The organism is Ruegeria sp. BHSA123, from assembly GCF_059613425.1.
Genome location: NZ_JBXWSL010000006.1, coordinates 37,677 through 59,101 on the forward strand (window position 1 = coordinate 37,677; position 21,425 = coordinate 59,101).

A 21,425-nucleotide genomic window follows, 5' to 3' on the forward strand; every position below is an offset into this window, starting at 1 on the left:
TCAGCGTACAATTGTGCCGGTGCGGCGGATTTTGCGTTGCAGCTGTAGCAGACCGTAAAGCAGCGCCTCGGCGGTTGGAGGGCAGCCAGGCACGTAAATATCCACCGGAACAACCCGGTCACAGCCACGCACGACGGAATAGGAATAGTGGTAGTAGCCCCCCCCATTCGCGCAGGATCCCATCGAGATCACATAGCGCGGCTCGGGCATCTGGTCGTAAACCTTGCGCAAGGCAGGAGCCATCTTGTTGGTCAGCGTGCCAGCCACGATCATCACGTCAGATTGGCGCGGAGAGGCGCGTGGCGCGATGCCGAAACGTTCCGCATCATAGCGCGGCATCGAAGTGTGCATCATTTCAACCGCGCAGCAGGCCAGACCAAAGGTCATCCAATGCAGCGAACCCGTACGGGCCCAGTTGATAATATCCTCGCTCGAGGTCAGCAGAAAACCTTTGTCCTGCAACTCGGCATTCAGGGCCTGAGTGGCGACTTCTTTGTCGACGCCAGCGGTATTTGCACCGGTCATCACTCCCATTCCAGGGCCCCTTTCTTCCACTCATAGGCAAAGCCGATGGTCAGCACGGCCAGAAACACCATCATCGACCAGAAGCCGACATCGCTGATATCGCGGAACCCGACAGCCCAGGGAAACAGGAATGCGATCTCAAGATCAAAGATGATGAAGAGAATCGAGACCAGATAGAATCGGACGTCAAATTTCATTCGCGCATCGTCGAATGCATTGAAGCCACATTCATATGCGCTGACCTTTTCGGGGTCGGGATTGCGGACAGCCAGTACAACGGCGGCAAGAATCAGGACGATTCCAAGGCCTACGGCAACGGCCAGAAACACCAGAATCGGGAGATACTCCCGCAGCAGGTCTTCCACGAATAGCTCCTTTCTTGCGCACGCATCTTGTCGGGTGCGCCGTCAATTGGCGTGTTGACTGGACATTCTCTATCCCCGCCGGGTCAGAGGGTCAACCGAACACAGCCCCCTCTGCCATCAAACATACGCTTGACAGCGCGGCATAGAATCGCATCACGAGCGATTTGCATTGGCTTACGGAAACTCGGTAAACTTACTTATTCCATGCAGGTTTACGTTTTTCGAAGAACGCCGCGATCCCTTCACGTGCCTCTTCCGTTTCCCAGCGCTCGACCAGTTCGTTGATGGTCTGGTCGATTGTGGCATCATCAATACGAGGTCCCAGAGTTCGAACCAATGCCTTGGCAGATGCAACTGCCCCCGGCGCGCACGAAAGATAGGGCCGGAGTTCATCTTCTATCGCAGCCGCAAGCTGCTCGGGAGGCACAGCCTTTGCCAGCAATCCCAAATCAACCGCTTCGGGCGCATCGAACAACCGGGCCGACATGAATACACGCCGTGCCCGCGCCTCACCCATACGAGCGATAACATAAGGGCCGATTGTCGCTGGGATCAGCCCAAGCCGGGTCTCGGTCAGTCCCATCTTCAGACTATCTACACCGATGGCGACATCGCACACGGCCGCCATTCCAACACCTCCGCCAAAGGCGTTGCCTTGTAGCGCCCCGATCAGGGGTTTGGGCATCGTGTTCAACGCCTGCAACATCTCGGCCAGCTTGCGCGCCTCGACAAACCGCGTCGCCTTGTCGGCCGCCATCTGGTCCTGCATCCATCCCAGATCACCACCAGCGCAAAACGTCTTTCCCGCAGCAGCCAGAACGACCGCTCTGACAGTGCCATCCTGACCCAGTTGCGACGCCGCCTGTGTCAGCTCGGCAATCATCTGACCCGAGAGCGCGTTGTGCTTTTCCGCCCGGTCCAGAGTTAACGTGGCAACACCGCGTTCGTCTGCTGAAATCGAGATTGTTTCGAACATGTTAGCCTCTCAACGCCTTGGCCATCTGCGCGGCCTCTTCGACCACATCGATATCCAGACCGGTTTGATAGCCCAACCGGTGCAAATGCGCTGCAACGGTTTCAGTCGCGACATTACCCGCAGCCCCCGGAGCATATGGGCAACCGCCAAGCCCACCCACGGCCGCGTCGAACACACGCACACCCAGCGAAAGTGCCGCATCGATATTGTCGATTGCACGCCCATTGGTGTCATGAAAATGCCCGGCAAGCCGCGTCACAGGAACCCTTTCCCGAACCGCCAGAAGCATATGCGCAATCTTGTCTGGCGTGCCTTGCCCGATCGTGTCCCCCAATGACACCTCGTAACAGCCCAACGCAAACAACCGGTCGGCAATTTCGGCGACTTTCTCGGGCGGGGTCGGGCCATCATAGGGGCAATCCGTCACGCAAGAGACGTAGCCGCGAACCGGAAGGTCGATATGACGCGCCGCTTCGAGAATCGGCGTGAACCGTTCGATTGACTCGGCGATCGAGGCATTGATGTTTGCCTTGGAAAACCCCTCGGAAGCCGACGCAAAAATGGCAATCTCATCCGCTTTGGCGGCCAGCGCATCCTCATACCCGCGCATATTCGGCGTCAACGCCGCGTAGCGCACGCCGTCCGCGCGGGTAATACCGGCCAGAACCTGCGCCGACCCCGCCATTTGAGGCACCCATTTGGGAGAGACAAAGCTTGCAACTTCGATCCGTCGAAACCCGGCGCGACTGAGGCAATTGATCAGCGCCACCTTGTCGGCAACCGGTATCTCACGCGTTTCGTTTTGTAGCCCGTCGCGCGGTCCAACTTCGTAGATTTCGACCAGATCACCCATGTCAGAACCCCTTATGGCTTGTTCTCATTCCAAATACGGATCGCGCGACCGTGGCACGTCAAGCCGCGCGGGTACAGATCACTCTTCTTCCAAACGCACCAAAGCTGCCCCAGCCTCGACCTGCGCGCCATCTTCGACCAGCACCTCGGCCACCACACCATCGCGCGCGGCCAGCAACGAATGCTCCATTTTCATCGCTTCCAGAATGGCCAAACGGTCGCCTTCCTGAACGGTCTGCCCCGCGGTGGCAAAAACTGCCTTGACCAGACCCGGCATCGGCGCCTCGATCACGTTGGTGTCACCCGTCGCGCTGGCATCCCGGTCCAGCGGGTCGATAACGTCGAAACTGTGACCGTAGTCGGTAAATACGGTCAAAGTTGTTCCGCTGACAGCGACCCGCGGCATCGGTGCGCCGTTCAGCGTCCACTGCCCCGAGATCCGCTCGGCCACGACACGGTGTTCGCCCAGCTGCCAAAGCTGGCGATCCGACCCGTCGACCTGCACGTCCAGATCAAAAACCTCTCCCTGATCGGACAGCTGCACCGCCCGATGCAACGGAGCCCAGAGCGAAAACCCGGTGTCAGGCGTGACATTAACCAAATCCAGTGCGGTCATAGCAGCCGCAACTGCGGTTGTGGCCGAAGTCGGCGATTCCCGCACCAACCCGTCAAGATCGCGCCCGATCAGGCCCGTATCCACATCGCCCGAGGCAAATCCGTCATGGCGGGTCAGCGCTCCCAGAAAGGCGAGATTCGTAACGGTGCCCGCCACTTCGGTCTCCCGCAGCACTCGGTTCAACGTCTCAAGCGCGACGGCGCGGGTCGGACCGTGCACCACCACTTTGGCAATCATCGGGTCATACCAGGGGCTGATCGTGTCACCTGCGCGAACGCCACTATCCGCACGGCAGTTGGCCGGGAAAACCAGATGAGTCAGTGTACCTGTCGCCGGCAAGAACCCTTTTGGTACATCCTCGGCATAAAGCCGGGCCTCGAAGGCGTGACCCGAGATCGACAGATCATCCTGTTGCCTGGGAAGGCTCTCTCCTGCTGCAACGCGCAACTGCCATTCCACCAGATCGATGCCGGTGATGGCCTCTGTAACCGGGTGTTCCACCTGCAGGCGGGTGTTCATCTCCATGAACCAGAATCTGTCGGGGCGCAGCCCGTCCGAGGCATCGACGATGAACTCCACCGTGCCTGCACCCTTGTACCCGATCGCCTCGGCGGCACGCACACCGGCCTGCCCCATCGCCTCCCGCATCTCAGAAGTCATGCCCGGGGCTGGTGCCTCTTCGATCACTTTCTGATGGCGGCGTTGCAACGAGCAATCGCGTTCAAACAGATGCACCGCATGGGTACCGTCACCAAATACCTGCACTTCGATATGGCGAGGTTTGGCCACGAATTTCTCGACCAGCACTGCGTCATTGCCAAAAGCGGTTTTGGCTTCGCCCCGTGCGCTGTCCAATGCGGAACGGAAATCCTCGGGGCGTTCGACCAGACGCATACCTTTACCGCCGCCGCCTGCAACGGCCTTAATCAGCACCGGATACCCAATCGCATCCGCCGCACCCGCCAAATGTTCGGGATCCTGATTGTCGCCGTGATAGCCGGGCACCACGGGCACGCCAGCCTGCTCCATCAACACCTTGGCAGCATCCTTGAGGCCCATCTTGCGGATCGCATCCGCCGAGGGGCCTATGAATATCAACCCTGCCGCTTCGACCGCATCCACGAATTCGGGATTTTCGGACAGAAAGCCATAGCCCGGGTGGATCGCCTGCGCGCCGGTATCCAACGCCGTCTGAATGATCACATCGCCCTTCAGATAACTCTCCGCCGGAGCCGACCCGCCGATATGCACCGCCTCATCTGCCATCTGCACATGCTTGGCCGAGGCGTCCGCATCGGAGTAAACAGCCACACAGGACACGCCCATCTTCTGAGCCGTTTCCATCACCCGGCAAGCAATCTCGCCCCGGTTGGCTATCAGGATTTTGTTGAACATATCTTACCCCTCAACCGCCAGATCTTCGACCAGACGAAACCGTTCACACAGCAGTTCCATCTTAGGATCGAACCCGCCATTGCGTTCGAAATACCGGCGATGACCCTCGCGCCATCCCTCAAGCGTTTCATTTTCGCCCTCTGCCAACGCGAAATCCTCGGTTACGTCGCAGTATCGGCAGGTCGAGACGTCGACCGTTTCGATCACCAAGGCCGGACGATCATCCCAATCCAGCGCAATGTCTCTCCGCCCGACAACAGGAGTGTCAGGGCTACCTTCGGGATAGTCGCGCAACGCACCGCAGGTTGCCGTTTTCCGCCCTGATCGCACCAGAGCCAGCAGCTCAGCACTCAGCCGGGCATTGTCACCAAACTTGAAAGTCTGCGCACCAGGATAGCGGGCCATGACGTCATTCAATGAAACGTTCATCTTACATCCTGAACACGCCGAAACGTGTCTCCTCAATCGGGGCATTCAGCGCCGCACTCAGCGACAAGGCGAGCACATCGCGGCTTTTGCGCGGGTCGATGATGCCATCGTCCCAGAGACGGGCCGAGGCATATAGCGGGTGCGATTGCTCTTCGAACATGTCCAGCGTCGGACGTTTGAATTCGGCCTCTTCCTCGGCCGACCAGGTACCGCCCTGTCGTTCGATCCCGTCGCGCCTGACTGTCGCCAATACGCCTGCGGCCTGCTCGCCCCCCATCACCGAAATCCGAGAGTTCGGCCATGTCCACAGAAACCTTGGCTGATAGGCGCGTCCTGCCATGCCATAGTTCCCGGCCCCAAACGAGCCGCCCACCAGCATCGTGATCTTGGGAACGCTCGTCGTTGCAACTGCCGTCACCATCTTGGCGCCGTGGCGGGCGATCCCTTCGTTCTCGTATTTGCGGCCTACCATAAAGCCGGTGATGTTCTGCAGGAAGACCAGGGGCGTTTTGCGCTGCGAACACAGCTCGACAAAATGCGCGCCCTTTTGCGCAGCCTCCGAGAACAGCACGCCATTGTTGGCAATGATCCCGACTGGGCACCCTTTGACATGGGCAAAGCCGGTGACCAGTGTCTCGCCAAAGCGGGGTTTGAACTCATCAAACCGAGAGCCATCGACCAGCCGTGCGATCACTTCACGGATGTCATAGGGCGTGCGCAAGTCGGCGGGAACGACACCCAGAATTTCATCCGGATCATAAGCTGGCTCCTCGGGTGCTTCGAACAGTAGGCCGGGCTTCAGCCCGGCACCCCCCAATGACCCGACAGCCCGCCGCGCCAATGCCAGCGCATGTGCATCATCTTCGGCCAGATAATCCGCCACACCCGACAGGCGTGTGTGCACATCGCCGCCACCCAGATCCTCGGCGCTAACAACCTCACCCGTTGCAGCTTTGACCAATGGTGGCCCTGCCAGAAAGATCGTGCCCTGTTCCTTTACGATGATCGTCACATCGGACATCGCAGGTACATAGGCCCCACCCGCCGTGCATGATCCCATCACCACGGCAATCTGAGGGATACCCTTCGCGCTCATCCGCGCCTGATTGTAGAAAATACGGCCAAAATGGTCGCGGTCGGGGAACACCTCATCCTGATTGGGCAGGTTCGCGCCGCCGCTGTCGACCAGATAGATGCAGGGCAGATGGTTTTCCTCGGCAATCTCCTGCGCGCGCAGGTGCTTTTTGACAGTCATCGGATAATAGGTGCCGCCCTTCACGGTGGCATCGTTACACACCACCATGACTTCGCGCCCCTGCACCCGGCCAATCCCCGCAATCACCCCGGCACATGGCGCGGCATCACCATACATCCCATGCGCCGCTGTCGCGCCGATTTCCAAAAACGGAGACCCCGGATCAAGCAGGTTCGCCACCCGCCTGCGCGGCAACATCTTGCCCCGAGATTCATGCCGCGCGCGGGATTTCTCGCCGCCCCCCATACGGGCTGCCTCGGCGGCGGCAGAGATCTGCGCCAGCGCGTCGAGATGAGCGGCGCGGTTTGTCTTGAAGCCCTCGGAGGCGGGCATGGCTTTGGATGTGAGTTTCATTTTCGTTCACCCTCCAGCAGCCGGTCTGCATACCGCAAATCCAGCCACCTCAAAGTTGCATTCTTTAATTGGCACTGTTTTTCAGACAAATCGGCACCGCAAATTGCTTGAGTAACTTCCGAAGCACGCTGCAAAGCATTGGCATACGAAAATCGCCTGACTTCCGTTAGGTTCGGGTTCACAGGCAATGATTTCGAAATTTCTTCACTTCGAAATAGAATATGCTCAACCAAAATGTCGTGACATATCTCGCCATAAGAGTTCGACTGCTCCCGTGTACAATATTCCAACGCTAACAAGACACAGTCGGTTTCCAGTTCGGTTTTCGAAACCGTCATCACCGTTTCTTCGCTGAGTCGCGCGCACCCATCTAACCAATCTTCAACGCCGAGGACGGGCTCATGGAACTGACTCGGATCATCGTCAGTACTCAGTGCTGCTGACGGAAAGATCAGAGCGACCGAGGCCGACCATAGTAACCTGCTTATGACGCGAGTCTCTCTCACGAACCAATCTCCCCCGCCGCCCGCGCCTTCAATTCCTTCCGGATCACCTTCCCCGTCACCGTCATCGGCAGTTCCTCCAGAAACGCCACCTCGCGCGGATAGGAATAGTGCGCCAAACGGTCTTTGACCCAATCCTGCAACTCCTGCTCTGCAGCCTCGGCTCCCGGCTTCAGCACCACATAGGCCTTGACAATCTCGGTTCGCAGCGGATCGGGTTTGCCGACCACGCCTACCGTCGCCACTGCCGGGTGGGTCAGCAGGCAGTCCTCGATCTCGGCCGGGCCAATGCGGTAACCCGCCGAGGTAATCACGTCGTCATCGCGCCCTACGAAACGCAGATAGTCGCCCTCCCACACGCCGCGATCACCGGTGATCAGCCAGTCGCCCCGGAACTTGTCGGCAGTCGCTTCGGGGCGATTCCAGTACTCCAGCAGCATCGAGGCCGAGCCGCGCCGGATGGCCACGTCGCCCTCTTCACCGGTCGGGTTGCCGTCTTCATCAATCACCGCAACCTCATGCCCTGGCACCGGTTGGCCGATACAGCCGGGACGCACAGGGAAATCTTCGGCGCAAGATGATACGACCATGTTGCACTCGGTCTGACCGTAGAACTCGTTGATAGTCAGACCAAACGCCTGCCGCCCCCAGGCCAACATCTCGGCCCCCAGCGGCTCACCACCCGATGCAACCGAGCGCAGGCCAGGGATCACCTGATCCGCTGCCTTGAGCATTCGCAGCGCCGTTGGTGGGAAAAAGACGTTCCGCACCCCGCCACGCGCGATGATGTCAGCGCAGGCCTCGGGGGTGAATTTCTCAAGCCGCGCGGCAACGACGGGAATGCCCAGCGCAAGACCCGGCATCAGCACGTCGAACAGCCCGCCGATCCACGCCCAATCCGCCGGGGTCCAAAGACAGTCACCTTCGCGCAAGTGATTATGGCTGATCGAAACTCCCGGCAGATGCCCGGTCAGAACCCGGTGTCCATGCAGCGCGCCCTTCGGGCTGCCGGTGGTGCCCGAGGTGTAGATCAACACTGCCGGATCATCTGGGCTGGTCGCGACGAATGGTACAGCAAGGCCTTCCTCGCCAATTTCCGACGCGATCAAAGGCGCAGCCAGATCACCCAACAGATCAGCCCCTTCGGCGTCGGTCAGCACAATCCGGGCACCTGCGTCACTGACCCGCGACCGCAACGCGTCCTGCTTGAACAGTTTGAACAAAGGGACCGACACCGCGCCGATCTTCCAGATCGCCAGATGGGCCGCCGCACACCAGGGAGATTGGCTTAGCAATACTCCAACGCGATCACCGGGCTGCACATGGCGCAATAATGCTCGGGCTATTCCGTCCGTCATTTGCGACAGCTGCGCATAGCTGATGCGCTGCGGGTCCGGTCCGGTTAAATCGATCAGCGCAACCCGATCCCCCGCATGCCGCAGGCACTGCTGCGCCATGTTCAGACTGTCCGGCAGATCCCAGCCTCCATCCGGGCGCAAACCCGGTATGCGCTCAGCGCTTGGCACGGTGATTATTCCCTATATTTCCTGCACTTATCGATTCATCTGCAGCCAGTTCTTTCACGTTTACTTGATGCAGATCAGAGTGGGCAATTTCAGTCGCTGCAACACCAAGGTCATCAACGAAACCAAAGGCAAGACAATGACCAAGAAACTCGCCGCTTTGACTCTTTCCACCGCGTTGGTGGCTCTGGCCGCCCCTGCGTTTGCCCAATCTCAGGGGGATTGGACTCTCGGTATCGGTGTGGGGTACCTGGACCCGAAATCCAACAACGGAACTCTGGCCGGCCTTAGCGCCGATATCGACTCGGATACGCGCCCGATCTTCACCGCCGAGTATTTCATCCAGGACAATTTGGGGATCGAGCTGCTGGCCGCGACCCCGTTCAAACATAACGTCACCTTGGGCGGAAGCGTGGACGCTGGCAGCGTCAAACATCTGCCGCCCACCTTGTCGCTGAACTATCACTTCCCGACCAATAGCGCCTGGAAGCCCTATGTCGGTGCCGGTCTGAACTATACCATCTTCTTTGACGAGCAATCTGCCCTTGGCAACCTCAAGGTCGATGATTCCTTCGGCGTATCGCTGCAAGCCGGTCTCGACTATATGATCACCGACAAAGGTGCGGTCCGTCTGAATGTGCGCTGGTTCGACATCGACTCGGACGTCACGCTGAACGGAGCCGATATTGGCACTGCAAACATCGACCCTTGGCTGGTCGGTATTTCCTACGTTCATCGCTTCTGATCCTTTGATCGAAACGCCCCGCTGCAAACTCGTCTGCGGGGCGTTTTCGTTCAGCGCATTTCGTTCATCATTTCCCGGCCGATCAGCATCCGTCGAATCTCGCTGGTGCCTGCGCCGATCTCCATCAGCTTGGCGTCCCGGAAAATCCGGCTGACCGGTGCATCCGACAGAAACCCTGCCCCGCCCAGCGCCTGAACCGCCTGATGCGCCTGAACCATCGCCTGTTCGGATGCGTAGAGACAGCACGCCGCTGCGTCCTGCCGAGTGACGTCTCCTCGATCACAGGCCTTGGCCACCTCATAGACATAGGCCCGTGCCGAGTTCATCGCGGTATACATGTCGGCAATCTTGCCCTGCATCAGTTGGAAGCTGCCAATCGGTTTGCCGAATTGCTTGCGCTCGGCCAGATACGGCATCACCTCATCCAGACAGGCTGCCATGATGCCGGTTCCGATCCCGGCCAGAACCACGCGCTCATAGTCCAGACCTGACATGAGCACGGCTACGCCCTTGCCCTCTTCTCCCAATACGTTCTCGAACGGCACTTCGACATCTTCAAAGATCAGTTCAGCCGTGTTCGACCCGCGCATCCCCAACTTGTCGAAATGGGGTGAAGTCGAAAAACCCTTCATCTCTTTTTCAATCAGAAATGCAGTAATACCCTTCGATCCGGCATCGGGGTCTGTCTTGGCATAAACCACCAGTGTATCCGCGTCTGGCCCGTTTGTGATCCAGTACTTGTTGCCGTTCAGTCGGTAATGGTCGTTGCGTTTTTCCGCCCGCAGCTTCATCGACACCACGTCCGAACCTGCGGAAGGTTCCGACATCGCCAGCGCACCCACATGTTCTCCCGATACTAGGCGCGGCAGGTATTTCTGTTTCTGCTCTTCCGTACCGTTCAGCTTGATCTGGTTCACACACAGGTTGGAATGCGCCCCATAAGACAGCGAAACCGAGGCAGAAGCGCGCGCAACTTCTTCGACAGCAATTGTATGCGCCAAATAGGACATGCCCGCACCGCCGTATTCTTCTGGCACGGTGACACCCAAAAGACCAAGCTCTCCCATTTCTTTCCACAGTTCATTCGGAAAGCTGTTCTTGGCATCAATCTCAGCCGCCATCGGCTTGACACGCTCCTGCGCCCACCGATGCACCATCTCGCGCAGGGCGTTCACATCCTCACCCAGATCAAACTTCATCGTGGCCATGAACATCTGTGTCCTCCCTCCGCATTAATGAACAAGTGTTCAATAAATCTCTAACAGCGAATCTGTCATCGGTCAATCTTTGTGAAAGCCCGGACCAAAACGCGAAACGCCGCCCAAACCGGGCGGCGCTCTCAAGGGTCGAGTGTGCGCTGAAAGCGCACTCTGTTTTGCTAGGATTGATAAACTGCGCCCACTTCGGCTCGGATGATGCGCGCGATCACTTGGCAATCCTCCAGTGAAAAGGTCAGCGGCACACGCATATCCATGATGCCTGCCAGAACACGATCACTTTCCGGCATTCGTTCGCTTTCAAAATATCTCCAGCTGTCATAGCGCGACGTGAACCCTGTTGGCTCAGCCCCGCCAAACCATTTGATCTCGACCCCACGCGCGGCGCAGCGGCTGATAACGTCGGCTATCCGCTCAGGCGACCAATCCAACAGCAGGAACTGGATCGAAGACCCGACATAGGTTTCCTCTTCGGGTCGCTCGACAATCGTCAGGCCCGGAGTGCCGCGCAGCCCGGTCTCGATCTCGCGATAGCGCTCGTTCCACCGTGTCACCTGCCGGTCCAGATCCCGCAACTGAGGGCGTAGGATGGCGGCACGCAAATTGTCCATGCGACCTGACACATTGGGTGTGGTGTACTTTATCCGCTCGAACACTTCAGGTCCCGGCGCTGCCAGATGGCGTTCATACAGCATGTATGACCCCGACAGCATTGTGGCCTTGGCCGCCAGTTCCGCGTCATCAGTAACCAGCAAACCGCCCTCGCCCGAGTTCACGTGCTTATAGGTCTGGCAGGAATAACACCCGATCGCCCCCTGCCGCCCCGACAACTGACCACGCCAGGCCGCGCCCATCGTGTGTGCGCAGTCCTCGATCACGATAACGCCTGCCGCGTCACACATCTGCATCAGACGATCCATGTCACACAGATGCCCGCGCATATGGCTGAGCATCAGGACACGGGCCTGATCCAGTTTGCCCTCAAGATCCTCCAGATCGATGGTCAGGTTTTCGGTGACGCCGACAAAGATCGCCCGCGCTCCGACCGATGCAATTGATCCCGGCACCGGAGCCAGAGTGAACGCATTGGTCAGAACCGGGTCGCCCGGCTGCACACCGACGGCCCGCAACGCGGTGGCAAGCGCATAACCGCCAGAGGAAACCGCCAAGCAATACTTGGCCCCCATCTGTGCAGCAAACTCCTGTTCCAACAGGGCCGTTTCCCCCAACTCACCGGGGACCACGTTATAGCGATGCAGCCGCCCGTGACGCAGGACAGCCAGCGCTGCCTCGATTGCGTCGTCTGGAAGGGGTTCCTGCTGCGTGAAATTACCAATGAATGTTTCCGTCATGGTCTTTTTCTGGATCTCCGACAGGGTCCGGTCAAGGTTTCAGGCTGCCGCACCGATCAGATCAGGCACAAGATCGGGCAAGTCGTCAAAGTGATGCAGCAGGGCTTCGGGCTCCAGCGCTGCCATGTCCTCCCCTGACGGCCCGAAAGTCACCAAAACCGATGGGACCCCTGCCGCTCGGGCGGTATTGCGGTCGGTATCCGAATCTCCGATCAGCACGCACCAGGCTGGATCTCCCCCGGCCCGTCGCGCAGCCTCGCGCAGAGGGGCCGGGTCCGGCTTGCGCACCGGCAGCGTATCCGCACCTACCAACGAGGCAAAACGGTCCCGCACTCCCATGCGCGTCAGTAACAATTCGGCCAGATGTTCCGGCTTGTTGGTGCAAATGCCGACACCGTAGCCCGCGTTACTCAGCATCTCGACGGCCTGCAACGCTCCCGGATAGAAACTTGTGTGGGTGTTGATATCTTGCGCGTAAGCCTCAAGCAGAACCGGATAATAGGCCTGAACGGTGTCCTCGTCGTAAGCTCCAACGCGTTTCAGCCCTTGGGTTAACATCATGCGCCCGCCACGCAGCGCGATGCCTGCATCCTGCCCATGGACCAGCACATCACCATGCCCCATTTCGCGGAAACAATGGTTCGCTGCCGCCAGCAAATCGCTTGATGTATCCGCCAAAGTGCCGTCCAGATCGAAGATGACGGTCCGCATGTTGCCTCCTGTTTCGGCAGGTTTTCGCCGTGTCCTGTTTCAATCGGCAATCTTGTTTGATGGCCGAACAGCTTGCGCCTTTGCCCCCAGCGGATAAAACGGTCGGCAACAAAACACAAAGAGAAAACGATTTCATGACCATTGCCCTTGTCATCCTTGCCGCCGGAAAAGGCACCAGGATGAATTCGGACCTTCCCAAAGTCCTGCATCCCATCGCTCAGGCTCCGATGCTTGTTCACGCGATGCGTGCCGGGTCTGTTTTGTCGCCCGAACGCACGGTGATCGTCACCGGCCACGGGTCCGAAGCTGTAGCAAAGGTTGCTCAGGACGAAGACGAAGATGCCCGGATAGCCGTTCAGGAGGAACAATTGGGTACAGCCCATGCGGTTGGTCAGGCCCGGACAGCACTGGACGGGTTCGACGGTGATATCGTAGTTCTTTACGGCGACACCCCGTTTTTACAACCCGATACGCTGGAGCGGATGGTCGAGGCACGGTCCCGAAATGACCTGGTCATCCTTGGGTTCGAAGCGGCTGATCCGGCCCGCTATGGCCGGTTGGTCATGAATGGCGACACGTTGGAACGCATTGTCGAATTCAAAGACGCATCAGATGATGAGCGCGCCATAACATTTTGCAACTCGGGCCTTTTGGCCTGTGATGCCCGGTTGCTTTTTTCGCTGATTGACGCCGTTGAAAACAACAATGCCTCAGGCGAATACTATCTGACAGACGTAGTTGAGATCGCCCGCAACCGCGGTCTGAACGTAACCGCCGTCGCCTGTGACGAGGCGCAGACGCTGGGCGTGAACTCACGCGCTGATCTGGCCGCCGCCGACGCCGTATTTCAGGCGCGCGCGCGGGCAGAACTGCTGGATATGGGTGTCACATTGATGGCACCGGATACGGTATACCTGTCCGCAGACACTGTGATTGGGCGTGACACAGTAATCGAACCCAACGTGGTTTTCGGCCCCGGAGTGACTGTCGAAAGCGGTGCAACCATCCGGGCCTTTTCCCATCTGGAAGGGTGCCATGTCAGTCGCGGTGCCATCGTCGGCCCCTACGCGCGGCTGCGTCCGGGCGCAGAATTGGCCGAAAACACGCGGGTTGGCAATTTCGTCGAAATCAAGAATGCAGAAATCGCCGAAGGCGCGAAGGTCAACCACCTCAGCTATATCGGGGACGCATCGGTGGGTGCTGCGACGAATATCGGCGCGGGAACAATCACCTGCAACTATGATGGTGTGATGAAGCACAAGACCAACATAGGTGCGAATGTCTTTATCGGCTCCAACACCATGCTCGTGGCCCCGGTCACGGTGGGCGATGGCGCAATGACAGCGACAGGCACAGTGGTGACCAAAGACGTAGCGCCCGAGGCGTTGGCCTTGGCGCGCGCCAAGCAGGAAAACAAACCCGGCTACGCGCGAAAACTGTTTGAAATGTTGAAGGCGAAGAAGGCTCGCCGCGAAAACGAGGCCTGAGATATGTGTGGAATTGTAGGTGTCTTGGGGCAGCATGAAGCAGCCCCTATTCTGGTAGAAGCCCTGAAACGGCTGGAATATCGCGGCTATGACAGTGCCGGGATTGCAACCGTTAATGACGGTGTCCTGGGGCGTCGGCGTGCGGTCGGCAAGCTGGTCAACCTCAGCGATCTGTTGGTGCATGATCCGCTGCCGGGAAAATCCGGCATTGGTCACACCCGCTGGGCCACGCATGGTGCGCCTTCCGTCAACAACGCGCATCCCCACAAGGCTGGCCCGGTGGCCGTGGTTCACAACGGGATTGTCGAAAACTACCGCGACCTGAGGGCGGAACTGGCCAAACACGGCGTGGCCTTCAAGACCGAAACCGACACGGAAACCGTCGCGCTGATGACGGAACATCACCTCAACACAGGCATGTCCCCGGTCGAGGCCGCTTTCAAGACCATCGACAAGTTGGAAGGTGCCTTCGCCCTTGCATTCCTGTTCGATGGTGAGGACGACCTGATTGTAGCCGCCCGCAAAGGATCACCTCTGGCCATCGGCCACGGGGATGGTGAGATGTATGTGGGTTCGGACGCCATTGCCCTTGCGCCGCTAACCAACCAGATCACTTATCTTGAGGAAGGCGACCGCGCGGTTCTGACCCGAACATCATTGGAAATCCGCAACGAGGCCGGTGAACTGGCCAACCGGGAAAAGCGCAAGATCAAGCTGGATCATGCGCGCGCCGACAAGGGCGAGCATAAGCATTTCATGGCCAAGGAAATCGCTGAACAGCCTATCGTTGTGGCTGAGGCCATCCGATCCTACCTGCCAACGGGCGGTGATCGCGTGGTGTTACCCGACGCCGAGCTGGATTTCAGCAAGTTGGACCGTCTGACCATGGTCGCCTGCGGCACCGCGTTTTACGCCTGCCTGACTGCGAAATACTGGTTCGAGCAACTGGCAAAGATGCCGGTGGAAGTCGATATCGCCAGCGAGTTCCGCTATCGCGAACCTCCGATCACGGGTCGCACACTGGCGCTGTTTGTCAGTCAGTCAGGCGAAACCGCCGACACCCTGGCCGCGCTGCGCTATTGCGAGGGCAAGGCGGACAAGATCGTTTCCGTCGTCAATGTCCCAGAAAGCTCGATTGCTCGGGAAAGCGATATCGCCCTGCCGATCCATGCTGGCGTTGAAATCGGTGTGGCTTCGACCAAAGCCTTCACCTGTCAACTAAGCGTTTTGCTGATGCTGGCGCTCAAGGCAGCGGCCGACCGCGGCACTCTGACCGATGAGGAAATCGCCGATCACACCGCTGCGCTGCGCGGATTGCCGACCGTGCTGAACACGGCATTGGATCAGAACCGGGCGATCCGCAAAGCAGCCCAACGCCTGTCCGAGGCGCGCGACGTTCTGTTCCTGGGCCGTGGCCTGATGTATCCTCTGGCAATGGAAGGGGCGCTGAAGCTCAAGGAAATCAGCTATATCCACGCCGAAGGGTATGCATCGGGCGAGTTGAAACACGGACCCATCGCCCTGATCGACAAGCATATGCCTGTTGTCGTCATGGCACCCCGCGACACCGTGTTCGACAAGACCGTGTCGAACATGCAGGAAGTGATGGCGCGCAAGGGCAAAGTGATCCTTGTGTCTGATGATGATGGAATTGACGAGGCCGGAGACGGCGTCTGGAGCACAATCCGGATGCCTCATATTCACACCAGTCTTGCGCCGATCCTTTATTCGGTTCCCGCACAGTTGCTGGCATACCACACGGCTGTAGCCAAAGGGACGGATGTAGACCAGCCGCGCAATCTGGCAAAATCAGTGACGGTAGAGTGACCCATGTCCAAACAGTTTTCCCGGCTTGATGACGCGCATCAAAAGTTCATCGAAGATCAGCATATGTTCTTCGTCGGCACTGCCGGGACCGAGGGAAAGGTCAATATCTCGCCCAAAGGTATGGACTCGCTGCGAGTGCTGGGACCAAACCGCATCGTCTGGATGAACTTGACTGGCAGCGGCAACGAGACGGCGGGGCATCTGATGCAGGTCAACAGGATGACACTGATGTGGTGCTCCTTCACCAAACGCCCGCTGATCCTGCGCACATATGGCACTGCCCGCACTCTGCACGTCGGAGATGAGGGCTGGGATGAACTGGCCAATCTTTTCCCCAACCACCGCAGCGCCCGGCAGATCTACGACCAGTCGATCGAAATGGTTCAGACCTCCTGCGGGTATGCAGTGCCGTTCATGGCATTCCAGTCCGACCGCGACACGATGCAGAAATGGGTCGATGGCAAAACGGACGGCGACATCCGGTTTTATTGGGCAGAAAAGAACAGCCAGACGATAGACGGCGAACCAACAGGCGTTCCGGTCTGACCCCGATGCTGACCACTTTTCTTGATCAGATCAAAGCCCATGCCGACCCCGAACGTGCGGGTCAGATGGCCAGTTATCACAAGGCGGATCGCGTCTATCTGGGCGTCGCCAACCCGGTTCTCAACGATCTGACCAAAGCATGGCGGCAAGAGCTGGATGTGAAAAAACGCGTCGCGCTGGCCAAGGCGCTGTGGCAAACCGATATCCACGAAGCGCGCCTTGCCGCGGCCAAGCTTCTGACCCAGGCCCGCATCCGGCCCGACGATCAGGTTTGGGACCTGCTTCAAAGCTGGCTACCGGATTTTGACGCCTGGGCCGTCGCCGATCATGCCTGCATGGCGATGCAAAAACGACTGATGGCCGACCCCGAGAGACTGATTGTCGTCGAACAGTGGACTCAGTCCGATCACATGTGGACCCGGCGCGCGGCCCTTGTCGCAACACTGCCCTGGACCAAACAGAACCACCCCAAGCCCGAAGACCTGCAACGTCGCGACTGTATCCTCGGCTGGGCCGCCGGATATGTCCCTGACCGCGACTGGTTTATTCAGAAATCAATCGCCTGGTGGCTCCGGGAACTGTCCAAACACGACCCCGAACGTGTGATCGCGTTTCTGGACAGACATGGTGATGCCATGAAACCGTTCGCCCGACGCGAAGCAGCCAAATACCTGAAAAGTCAGTCGGCATAGACCGCGACTTCGACCAGTTCGTCTAATGGCACCAGAAGGGCCCGCATGGCATCCAGCGACAAGCGGCTGCCGCTACTTTCCGGGCCTGCGGCAGGAACTAGGGTGATATAGGCCTGCGCGCCGGTTCTGGGCACAACAACTCGCGCCGTTACCTCGCTATCGACCAGCGGCGTCTGCATCCAGCGCCCTGGTGTGGTCGGATCACCAAGCCCGGCAATGGTTGTTTTGGCTCCGACCCAACTGGGGCGTGCCGCAACCGGCTCGGGCCGAAGAACCTCCTCAGCGACAACTGGCGCAGTTTCAACGTCCGATACGGCCGCAGCCGCCTCATCCCCCGACCCGAACACACGTTCCGTCGATGCCCGGACAGTATCGCACCCGGTCAAAACAACGCATAGAAAAACAAATGCCTTTTTCATTCCCGGAAACTACAACCCCATGCGGGTGTGATCCAGTGCAAAGCGCAGTTCGCACTTGTCGCAGGCTGGTTACAGCTTTACCTATGTCGCATGTCTGCTCCGCTCATCGACCCGTTTGCCCGCGCCATCACGTATCTCCGCGTCTCCGTCACGGACCGCTGTGATTTTCGCTGTGTCTACTGCATGTCCGAAAACATGACTTTTCTGCCCAAGAAAGACCTTCTTACGCTGGAAGAGCTGGATCGCATGTGCTCGACCTTTGTGAGAATGGGCGTCGAGAAACTGCGCATTACCGGCGGTGAGCCATTGGTTCGTCGCAATATCATGACCTTCTTCAACGCTATGACCCGCCACTTGGAAAGCGGTGCGTTGAAAGAACTGACGCTCACGACAAACGGTTCGCAGTTGCATCGCTTTGCCGAAGATCTTTATGCCGCCGGTGTGCGCCGTGTGAATGTTTCTCTGGATACGCTGGATGACGACAAATTTGCAAAAGTCACGCGCTGGGGCCGCCTCAAACAGGTACTGAATGGCATCGACGCGGCGCAAAAGGCCGGGCTGCGGATCAAGATCAACGCTGTTGCGCTCAAGGGATTCAACGAACCCGAACTGCCCAAGATCACTGAATGGTGCGCCGAGCGCGACATGGACCTGACCTGGATCGAGGTCATGCCGATGGGCGATATCGGTAACGAGGATCGACTGGATCAATACTGGTCTCTCAAGGATGTGCGCAAAGAGTACGAAAACCATTACACGATCACTGATCTGGCCGAACGCACAGGCGGACCGGCCCGCTATATCAGGCTGGAAGAAACAGGTCAGAAGATCGGCTTCATCACGCCCCTGTCCCACAATTTCTGCGAAAGCTGCAACCGCGTGCGCCTGACCTGCACCGGCGAGCTTTATATGTGTCTGGGGCAGGAGGACATGGCGGATCTGCGGGGCGCATTGCGGGATCACCCCGATACCGAACAGCCGCTTGAAGATGCCATCCGTGCGGCGATTAACCTGAAGCCAAAAGGTCATGACTTCGACTATTCCCGCCAGTCCGTTGATGGTCGGATGAGCCGCCATATGAGCCATACAGGCGGCTGATATATGCCGGATCACCAAGACCGCCCCACAGCACTGTACTCCCTGTACTGCGCCTTGATCTCTCTGGCCGCACCTCTGGTCTGGAGAACCGTCCGAAAGAAACTTGAGGCTGCCGGTGTACCAGCCAATCGCCAACAGGAGCGTCTTGGCCATGCCAGTATGCCCCGCCCCGCAGGGCAGTTGATCTGGTTCCACGCCGCCAGTGTCGGCGAAAGCCTGTCGGTCCTCACTCTGATCAATCGGCTGGCCGACCGCCTTCCCAAAACCGAGTTTCTGATCACCTCAGGAACGCCAACCTCAGCGGCCCTGATCGAAAAGCGACTGCCGTCCCGCACCCGACACCAGTACCCACCGCTTGACACAGCCGGCCCGGTTCAACGCTTTCTGGACCATTGGCAACCCGATGCCGGGATCTTCGTCGAAAGCGAGATCTGGCCGCGGCTGATTGTCGAAAGCGCGGGGCGCGACATTCCGCTGGCTCTGCTGAATGCTCGATTGTCGGACAAATCTGTCGCCGGATGGAAGAAGCGCCCTAAAACAGCAAGGTTTGTCCTGAATAAATTTCGCCTGCTCTTAACGCAAAACAACAAAACAGCAGCCAACCTGATTGCCATGGGCGCCCCAGCCCAACGGGTGCAGCCCGGCACCAACCTCAAGGCCATGTCCGATCCTCTGCCCGTGGACCAGAGCACGCTGGACGACATTCGTGCGCAAATAGCCGCCAGACCTGTCTGGATCGCCAGTTCCACCCACGCCGGAGAAGAGGACAGCGTTCTGACAGCCCACAAGGCGTTATTGCAACATTGGCCCGACCTTCTGCTGCTACTGATCCCACGCCACCCCGAACGACGCGACGAGGTTGCAGAACTTCTGAACAACGCCGGGCTCAAGGCATCCTTCCGGTCAAAAAATGCACCGATCACAGATACGACGCACGTGTATGTTGCCGACACACTGGGCGAAACCGGAACCTGGTACGCGCTTTGCCCGATCGTGTTCCTTGGGGGCTCACTGAAAGAGATTGGCGGACACAACCCGTTTGAACCGGCACAGGCTGGAGCCGCCGTGGTCACCGGCCCAGGGTATTTCAACTTTGCAGAAACGTTTGCCCCGCTGATCGACGCCAAGGGCGCTGTCGAGGTCCAGACATCCGCTGACCTCTCTGAGGCCGTTTCACATTGGCTGTCGGACCAGAATACCCTTCAAGCCGCCCGAAGGGCTGCACAATCCTGCGTCAATACGCAGTCGACCGCCTTGGATGCCGTCGTCGAAACCCTCTGCACGGTGCTTGATCTGCAAGCAAAGGATCCCGCTTCATCTGGCTAGAAATATCCCGGGGGTGTGGGGGCAGAGCCCCCACCCTCACCATCAGGCGGCTGGCATCCGCTGTTCAACAATCTCTGCCCACCAGCTGCATCCGGCCGGAATGGCTTCGTCGTTGAAATTGTATTCCGGGTGATGAACCATTGCGGTGTCACCGTTGCCCACAAGAATATAGGCGCCTGGGCGCTCTTCCAGCATGAAGGCAAAATCTTCGCCCCCCATGACCAACGGTGCCTCGTCGCAATCACCGGACACCGACCGGGCCACATCCGCCGCAAACTCTGTTTGCTCGTCGCTGTTCACCATTACCGGGTACCCGCGAATGTAAGTCACGTCAGCGGTGCCGCCAAACGTGGCCGCTACACCGTTGCAAATCTCGTTGATCCGCTTTTCAGCCAGATCCCGCATGCCCTTGCTCATGGTGCGCACGGTGCCTTTGATCTGCACGGTCTGAGGGATCACATTGAATGCCTTGGATGACGTCTCGAACGACGTCACAGACACCACGACCTGATCTATTGGGTCGGCATTGCGCGAAGAAATCGTTTGTAACGTAAGGACAGCCTGCGCAGCCAGAACTGTGGTATCCACAGTCTCATGCGGCTTGGCGGCATGTCCGCCGCGACCTTCAAAGGTGATGTCGAACTGATCGGTTGCCGCAAAGAACGACCCCGGCCGGATTGCGAACTTGCCGACAGGCTGTCCCGGCCAGTTATGCATGCCGTAGACTTCCTGAATGTTCCAGCGGTCCATCATTCCATCTTCGCACATTTCGCGCCCCCCGCCGCCACCTTCCTCAGCCGGTTGGAAGATCACGACAACGGTGCCGTCAAAGTTGCGGGTTTCCGACAGGTACTTTGCCGCCCCCAGCAGCATCGCGGTGTGCCCGTCATGCCCACAGGCATGCATCGCACCCGGCGTTTTCGAGGCATAGTCCAACCCCGTTGCCTCATGTATCGGCAAAGCATCCATATCTGCGCGCAGGCCGATCACCTTTCCTTTGCTGTCCGACTTGCCTTTGATCACCCCGACAACACCGGTACGTCCGATACCGGTCACAACCTCATCGCAGCCGAACTCCTTCAGCTTCTCGGCCACCTTCGCGCTGGTGCGGTGGGTTTCGAACAGGATCTCGGGATTTTCGTGCAGATCCCTTCGCCATTCCGTGATTTCATTCTGCAATTCGGCAAAGCGGTTCTTGACTGGCATGTCTTT

At 58.7% G+C, this 21,425-nt stretch carries 21 protein-coding genes; 7 read left to right on the forward strand and 14 right to left on the reverse strand.

All coding sequences use genetic code 11. The features are described 5' to 3' along the window. The 9 genes from AC2FNC_RS04840 to AC2FNC_RS04880 form a co-directional block, all read right to left on the reverse strand. Complete coding sequence (locus AC2FNC_RS04840) at window positions 1–534, reverse strand: NuoB/complex I 20 kDa subunit family protein (protein ID WP_209504454.1); 534 nt, start codon at window positions 532–534, stop codon at window positions 1–3. After that, complete coding sequence (locus AC2FNC_RS04845; protein WP_209504455.1) at window positions 525–890, reverse strand: NADH-quinone oxidoreductase subunit A; 366 nt, start codon at window positions 888–890, stop codon at window positions 525–527. Before AC2FNC_RS04845 ends, AC2FNC_RS04840 begins: the two co-directional genes overlap by 10 nt. A 193-nt stretch (window positions 891–1,083) precedes the next feature. Further along, window positions 1,084–1,866 carry a crotonase/enoyl-CoA hydratase family protein gene (locus tag AC2FNC_RS04850; protein WP_480476075.1) on the reverse strand — a complete coding sequence of 261 codons (783 nt, stop codon included), beginning with the start codon at window positions 1,864–1,866 and terminating at the stop codon, window positions 1,084–1,086. Between the two features lies 1 nt (window position 1,867). Then, window positions 1,868–2,719 carry a hydroxymethylglutaryl-CoA lyase gene (locus AC2FNC_RS04855; RefSeq protein ID WP_480545725.1) on the reverse strand — a complete coding sequence of 284 codons (852 nt, stop codon included), beginning with the start codon at window positions 2,717–2,719 and terminating at the stop codon, window positions 1,868–1,870. Window positions 2,720–2,797: 78 nt separating this feature from the next. After that, on the reverse strand, window positions 2,798–4,729 hold the full coding sequence (locus tag AC2FNC_RS04860; RefSeq protein WP_496714737.1) for an acetyl/propionyl/methylcrotonyl-CoA carboxylase subunit alpha: 1,932 nt from the start codon (window positions 4,727–4,729) through the stop codon (window positions 2,798–2,800). A 3-nt stretch (window positions 4,730–4,732) separates the two neighbouring features. Further along, entirely contained in the window at window positions 4,733–5,158 is a 426-nt protein-coding gene (locus AC2FNC_RS04865) for an ASCH domain-containing protein (RefSeq protein ID WP_496714738.1), read from the reverse strand. Between the two features lies 1 nt (window position 5,159). Then, a complete protein-coding gene (locus tag AC2FNC_RS04870) occupies window positions 5,160–6,767 on the reverse strand; it encodes a carboxyl transferase domain-containing protein (protein WP_480554112.1) in 1,608 nt (535 codons plus the stop codon). Beyond that, window positions 6,764–7,273 carry a hypothetical protein gene (locus AC2FNC_RS04875; RefSeq protein ID WP_480545728.1) on the reverse strand — a complete coding sequence of 170 codons (510 nt, stop codon included), beginning with the start codon at window positions 7,271–7,273 and terminating at the stop codon, window positions 6,764–6,766. Before AC2FNC_RS04875 ends, AC2FNC_RS04870 begins: the two co-directional genes overlap by 4 nt. Then, window positions 7,270–8,796, reverse strand: coding sequence for an AMP-binding protein (locus AC2FNC_RS04880; RefSeq protein ID WP_496714739.1), 1,527 nt, complete (start codon window positions 8,794–8,796; stop codon window positions 7,270–7,272). The genes AC2FNC_RS04875 and AC2FNC_RS04880 overlap by 4 nt, the downstream gene beginning before the upstream one ends. A gap of 136 nt (window positions 8,797–8,932) precedes the next feature. On the opposite strand from AC2FNC_RS04880, the gene AC2FNC_RS04885 reads away from it, so the two are divergent. Beyond that, a complete protein-coding gene (locus AC2FNC_RS04885; protein WP_209504463.1) occupies window positions 8,933–9,538 on the forward strand; it encodes an OmpW/AlkL family protein in 606 nt (201 codons plus the stop codon). A gap of 50 nt (window positions 9,539–9,588) precedes the next feature. Here the strand turns inward: AC2FNC_RS04885 and AC2FNC_RS04890 are convergent, their stop codons facing one another. The 3 genes from AC2FNC_RS04890 to AC2FNC_RS04900 all read right to left on the reverse strand — a co-directional run bounded on the left by AC2FNC_RS04890 (window position 9,589) and on the right by AC2FNC_RS04900 (window position 12,818). After that, window positions 9,589–10,752 (reverse strand): isovaleryl-CoA dehydrogenase, encoded by a 1,164-nt coding sequence (locus tag AC2FNC_RS04890; RefSeq protein ID WP_267362877.1) that lies wholly within the window; start codon window positions 10,750–10,752, stop codon window positions 9,589–9,591. Window positions 10,753–10,916: 164 nt separating this feature from the next. After that, window positions 10,917–12,107, reverse strand: a complete 1,191-nt coding sequence (locus AC2FNC_RS04895; RefSeq protein WP_480476061.1) for a DegT/DnrJ/EryC1/StrS family aminotransferase — start codon at window positions 12,105–12,107, stop codon at window positions 10,917–10,919. Window positions 12,108–12,146: 39 nt separating this feature from the next. Further along, window positions 12,147–12,818 (reverse strand): HAD-IA family hydrolase, encoded by a 672-nt coding sequence (locus AC2FNC_RS04900; protein WP_480516372.1) that lies wholly within the window; start codon window positions 12,816–12,818, stop codon window positions 12,147–12,149. A 134-nt stretch (window positions 12,819–12,952) separates the two neighbouring features. Here AC2FNC_RS04900 and glmU point away from each other — a divergent pair, with 134 nt between their 5' ends. Genes glmU through AC2FNC_RS04920 form a run of 4 tightly spaced genes read left to right on the forward strand, consistent with a single transcriptional unit; the run spans window position 12,953 to window position 17,370 of the window. Beyond that, the gene (glmU, locus tag AC2FNC_RS04905; RefSeq protein WP_480516370.1) at window positions 12,953–14,305 is read left to right on the forward strand and encodes a bifunctional UDP-N-acetylglucosamine diphosphorylase/glucosamine-1-phosphate N-acetyltransferase GlmU; all 1,353 of its coding nucleotides are present in this window, start codon (window positions 12,953–12,955) and stop codon (window positions 14,303–14,305) included. 3 nt (window positions 14,306–14,308) lie between these two features. Then, the gene (glmS, locus tag AC2FNC_RS04910) at window positions 14,309–16,132 is read left to right on the forward strand and encodes a glutamine--fructose-6-phosphate transaminase (isomerizing) (RefSeq protein ID WP_480516368.1); all 1,824 of its coding nucleotides are present in this window, start codon (window positions 14,309–14,311) and stop codon (window positions 16,130–16,132) included. Window positions 16,133–16,135: 3 nt separating this feature from the next. Beyond that, on the forward strand, window positions 16,136–16,678 hold the full coding sequence (locus AC2FNC_RS04915; protein ID WP_496714740.1) for a pyridoxamine 5'-phosphate oxidase family protein: 543 nt from the start codon (window positions 16,136–16,138) through the stop codon (window positions 16,676–16,678). Between the two features lie 5 nt (window positions 16,679–16,683). Continuing rightward, complete coding sequence (locus tag AC2FNC_RS04920; RefSeq protein WP_480516364.1) at window positions 16,684–17,370, forward strand: DNA alkylation repair protein; 687 nt, start codon at window positions 16,684–16,686, stop codon at window positions 17,368–17,370. On the opposite strand, the gene AC2FNC_RS04925 is transcribed toward AC2FNC_RS04920, so the two are convergent. Continuing rightward, window positions 17,358–17,789 carry a hypothetical protein gene (locus tag AC2FNC_RS04925; protein WP_480516362.1) on the reverse strand — a complete coding sequence of 144 codons (432 nt, stop codon included), beginning with the start codon at window positions 17,787–17,789 and terminating at the stop codon, window positions 17,358–17,360. The two genes, AC2FNC_RS04920 and AC2FNC_RS04925, sit on opposite strands and share 13 nt — an antisense overlap. 90 nt (window positions 17,790–17,879) lie before the next feature. Here AC2FNC_RS04925 and moaA point away from each other — a divergent pair, with 90 nt between their 5' ends. Together moaA and AC2FNC_RS04935 are read left to right on the forward strand one after the other, a co-directional pair. Continuing rightward, window positions 17,880–18,887, forward strand: a complete 1,008-nt coding sequence (moaA, locus tag AC2FNC_RS04930; RefSeq protein ID WP_480476047.1) for a GTP 3',8-cyclase MoaA — start codon at window positions 17,880–17,882, stop codon at window positions 18,885–18,887. Between the two features lie 3 nt (window positions 18,888–18,890). After that, window positions 18,891–20,213: a 3-deoxy-D-manno-octulosonic acid transferase gene (locus tag AC2FNC_RS04935; protein WP_496714741.1), complete on the forward strand. Its 1,323-nt coding sequence runs from the start codon at window positions 18,891–18,893 to the stop codon at window positions 20,211–20,213. A 42-nt stretch (window positions 20,214–20,255) separates the two neighbouring features. Here the strand turns inward: AC2FNC_RS04935 and AC2FNC_RS04940 are convergent, their stop codons facing one another. Continuing rightward, complete coding sequence (locus AC2FNC_RS04940) at window positions 20,256–21,419, reverse strand: M20 aminoacylase family protein (protein ID WP_267362899.1); 1,164 nt, start codon at window positions 21,417–21,419, stop codon at window positions 20,256–20,258. Between the last annotated feature and the right edge of the window lie 6 nt (window positions 21,420–21,425).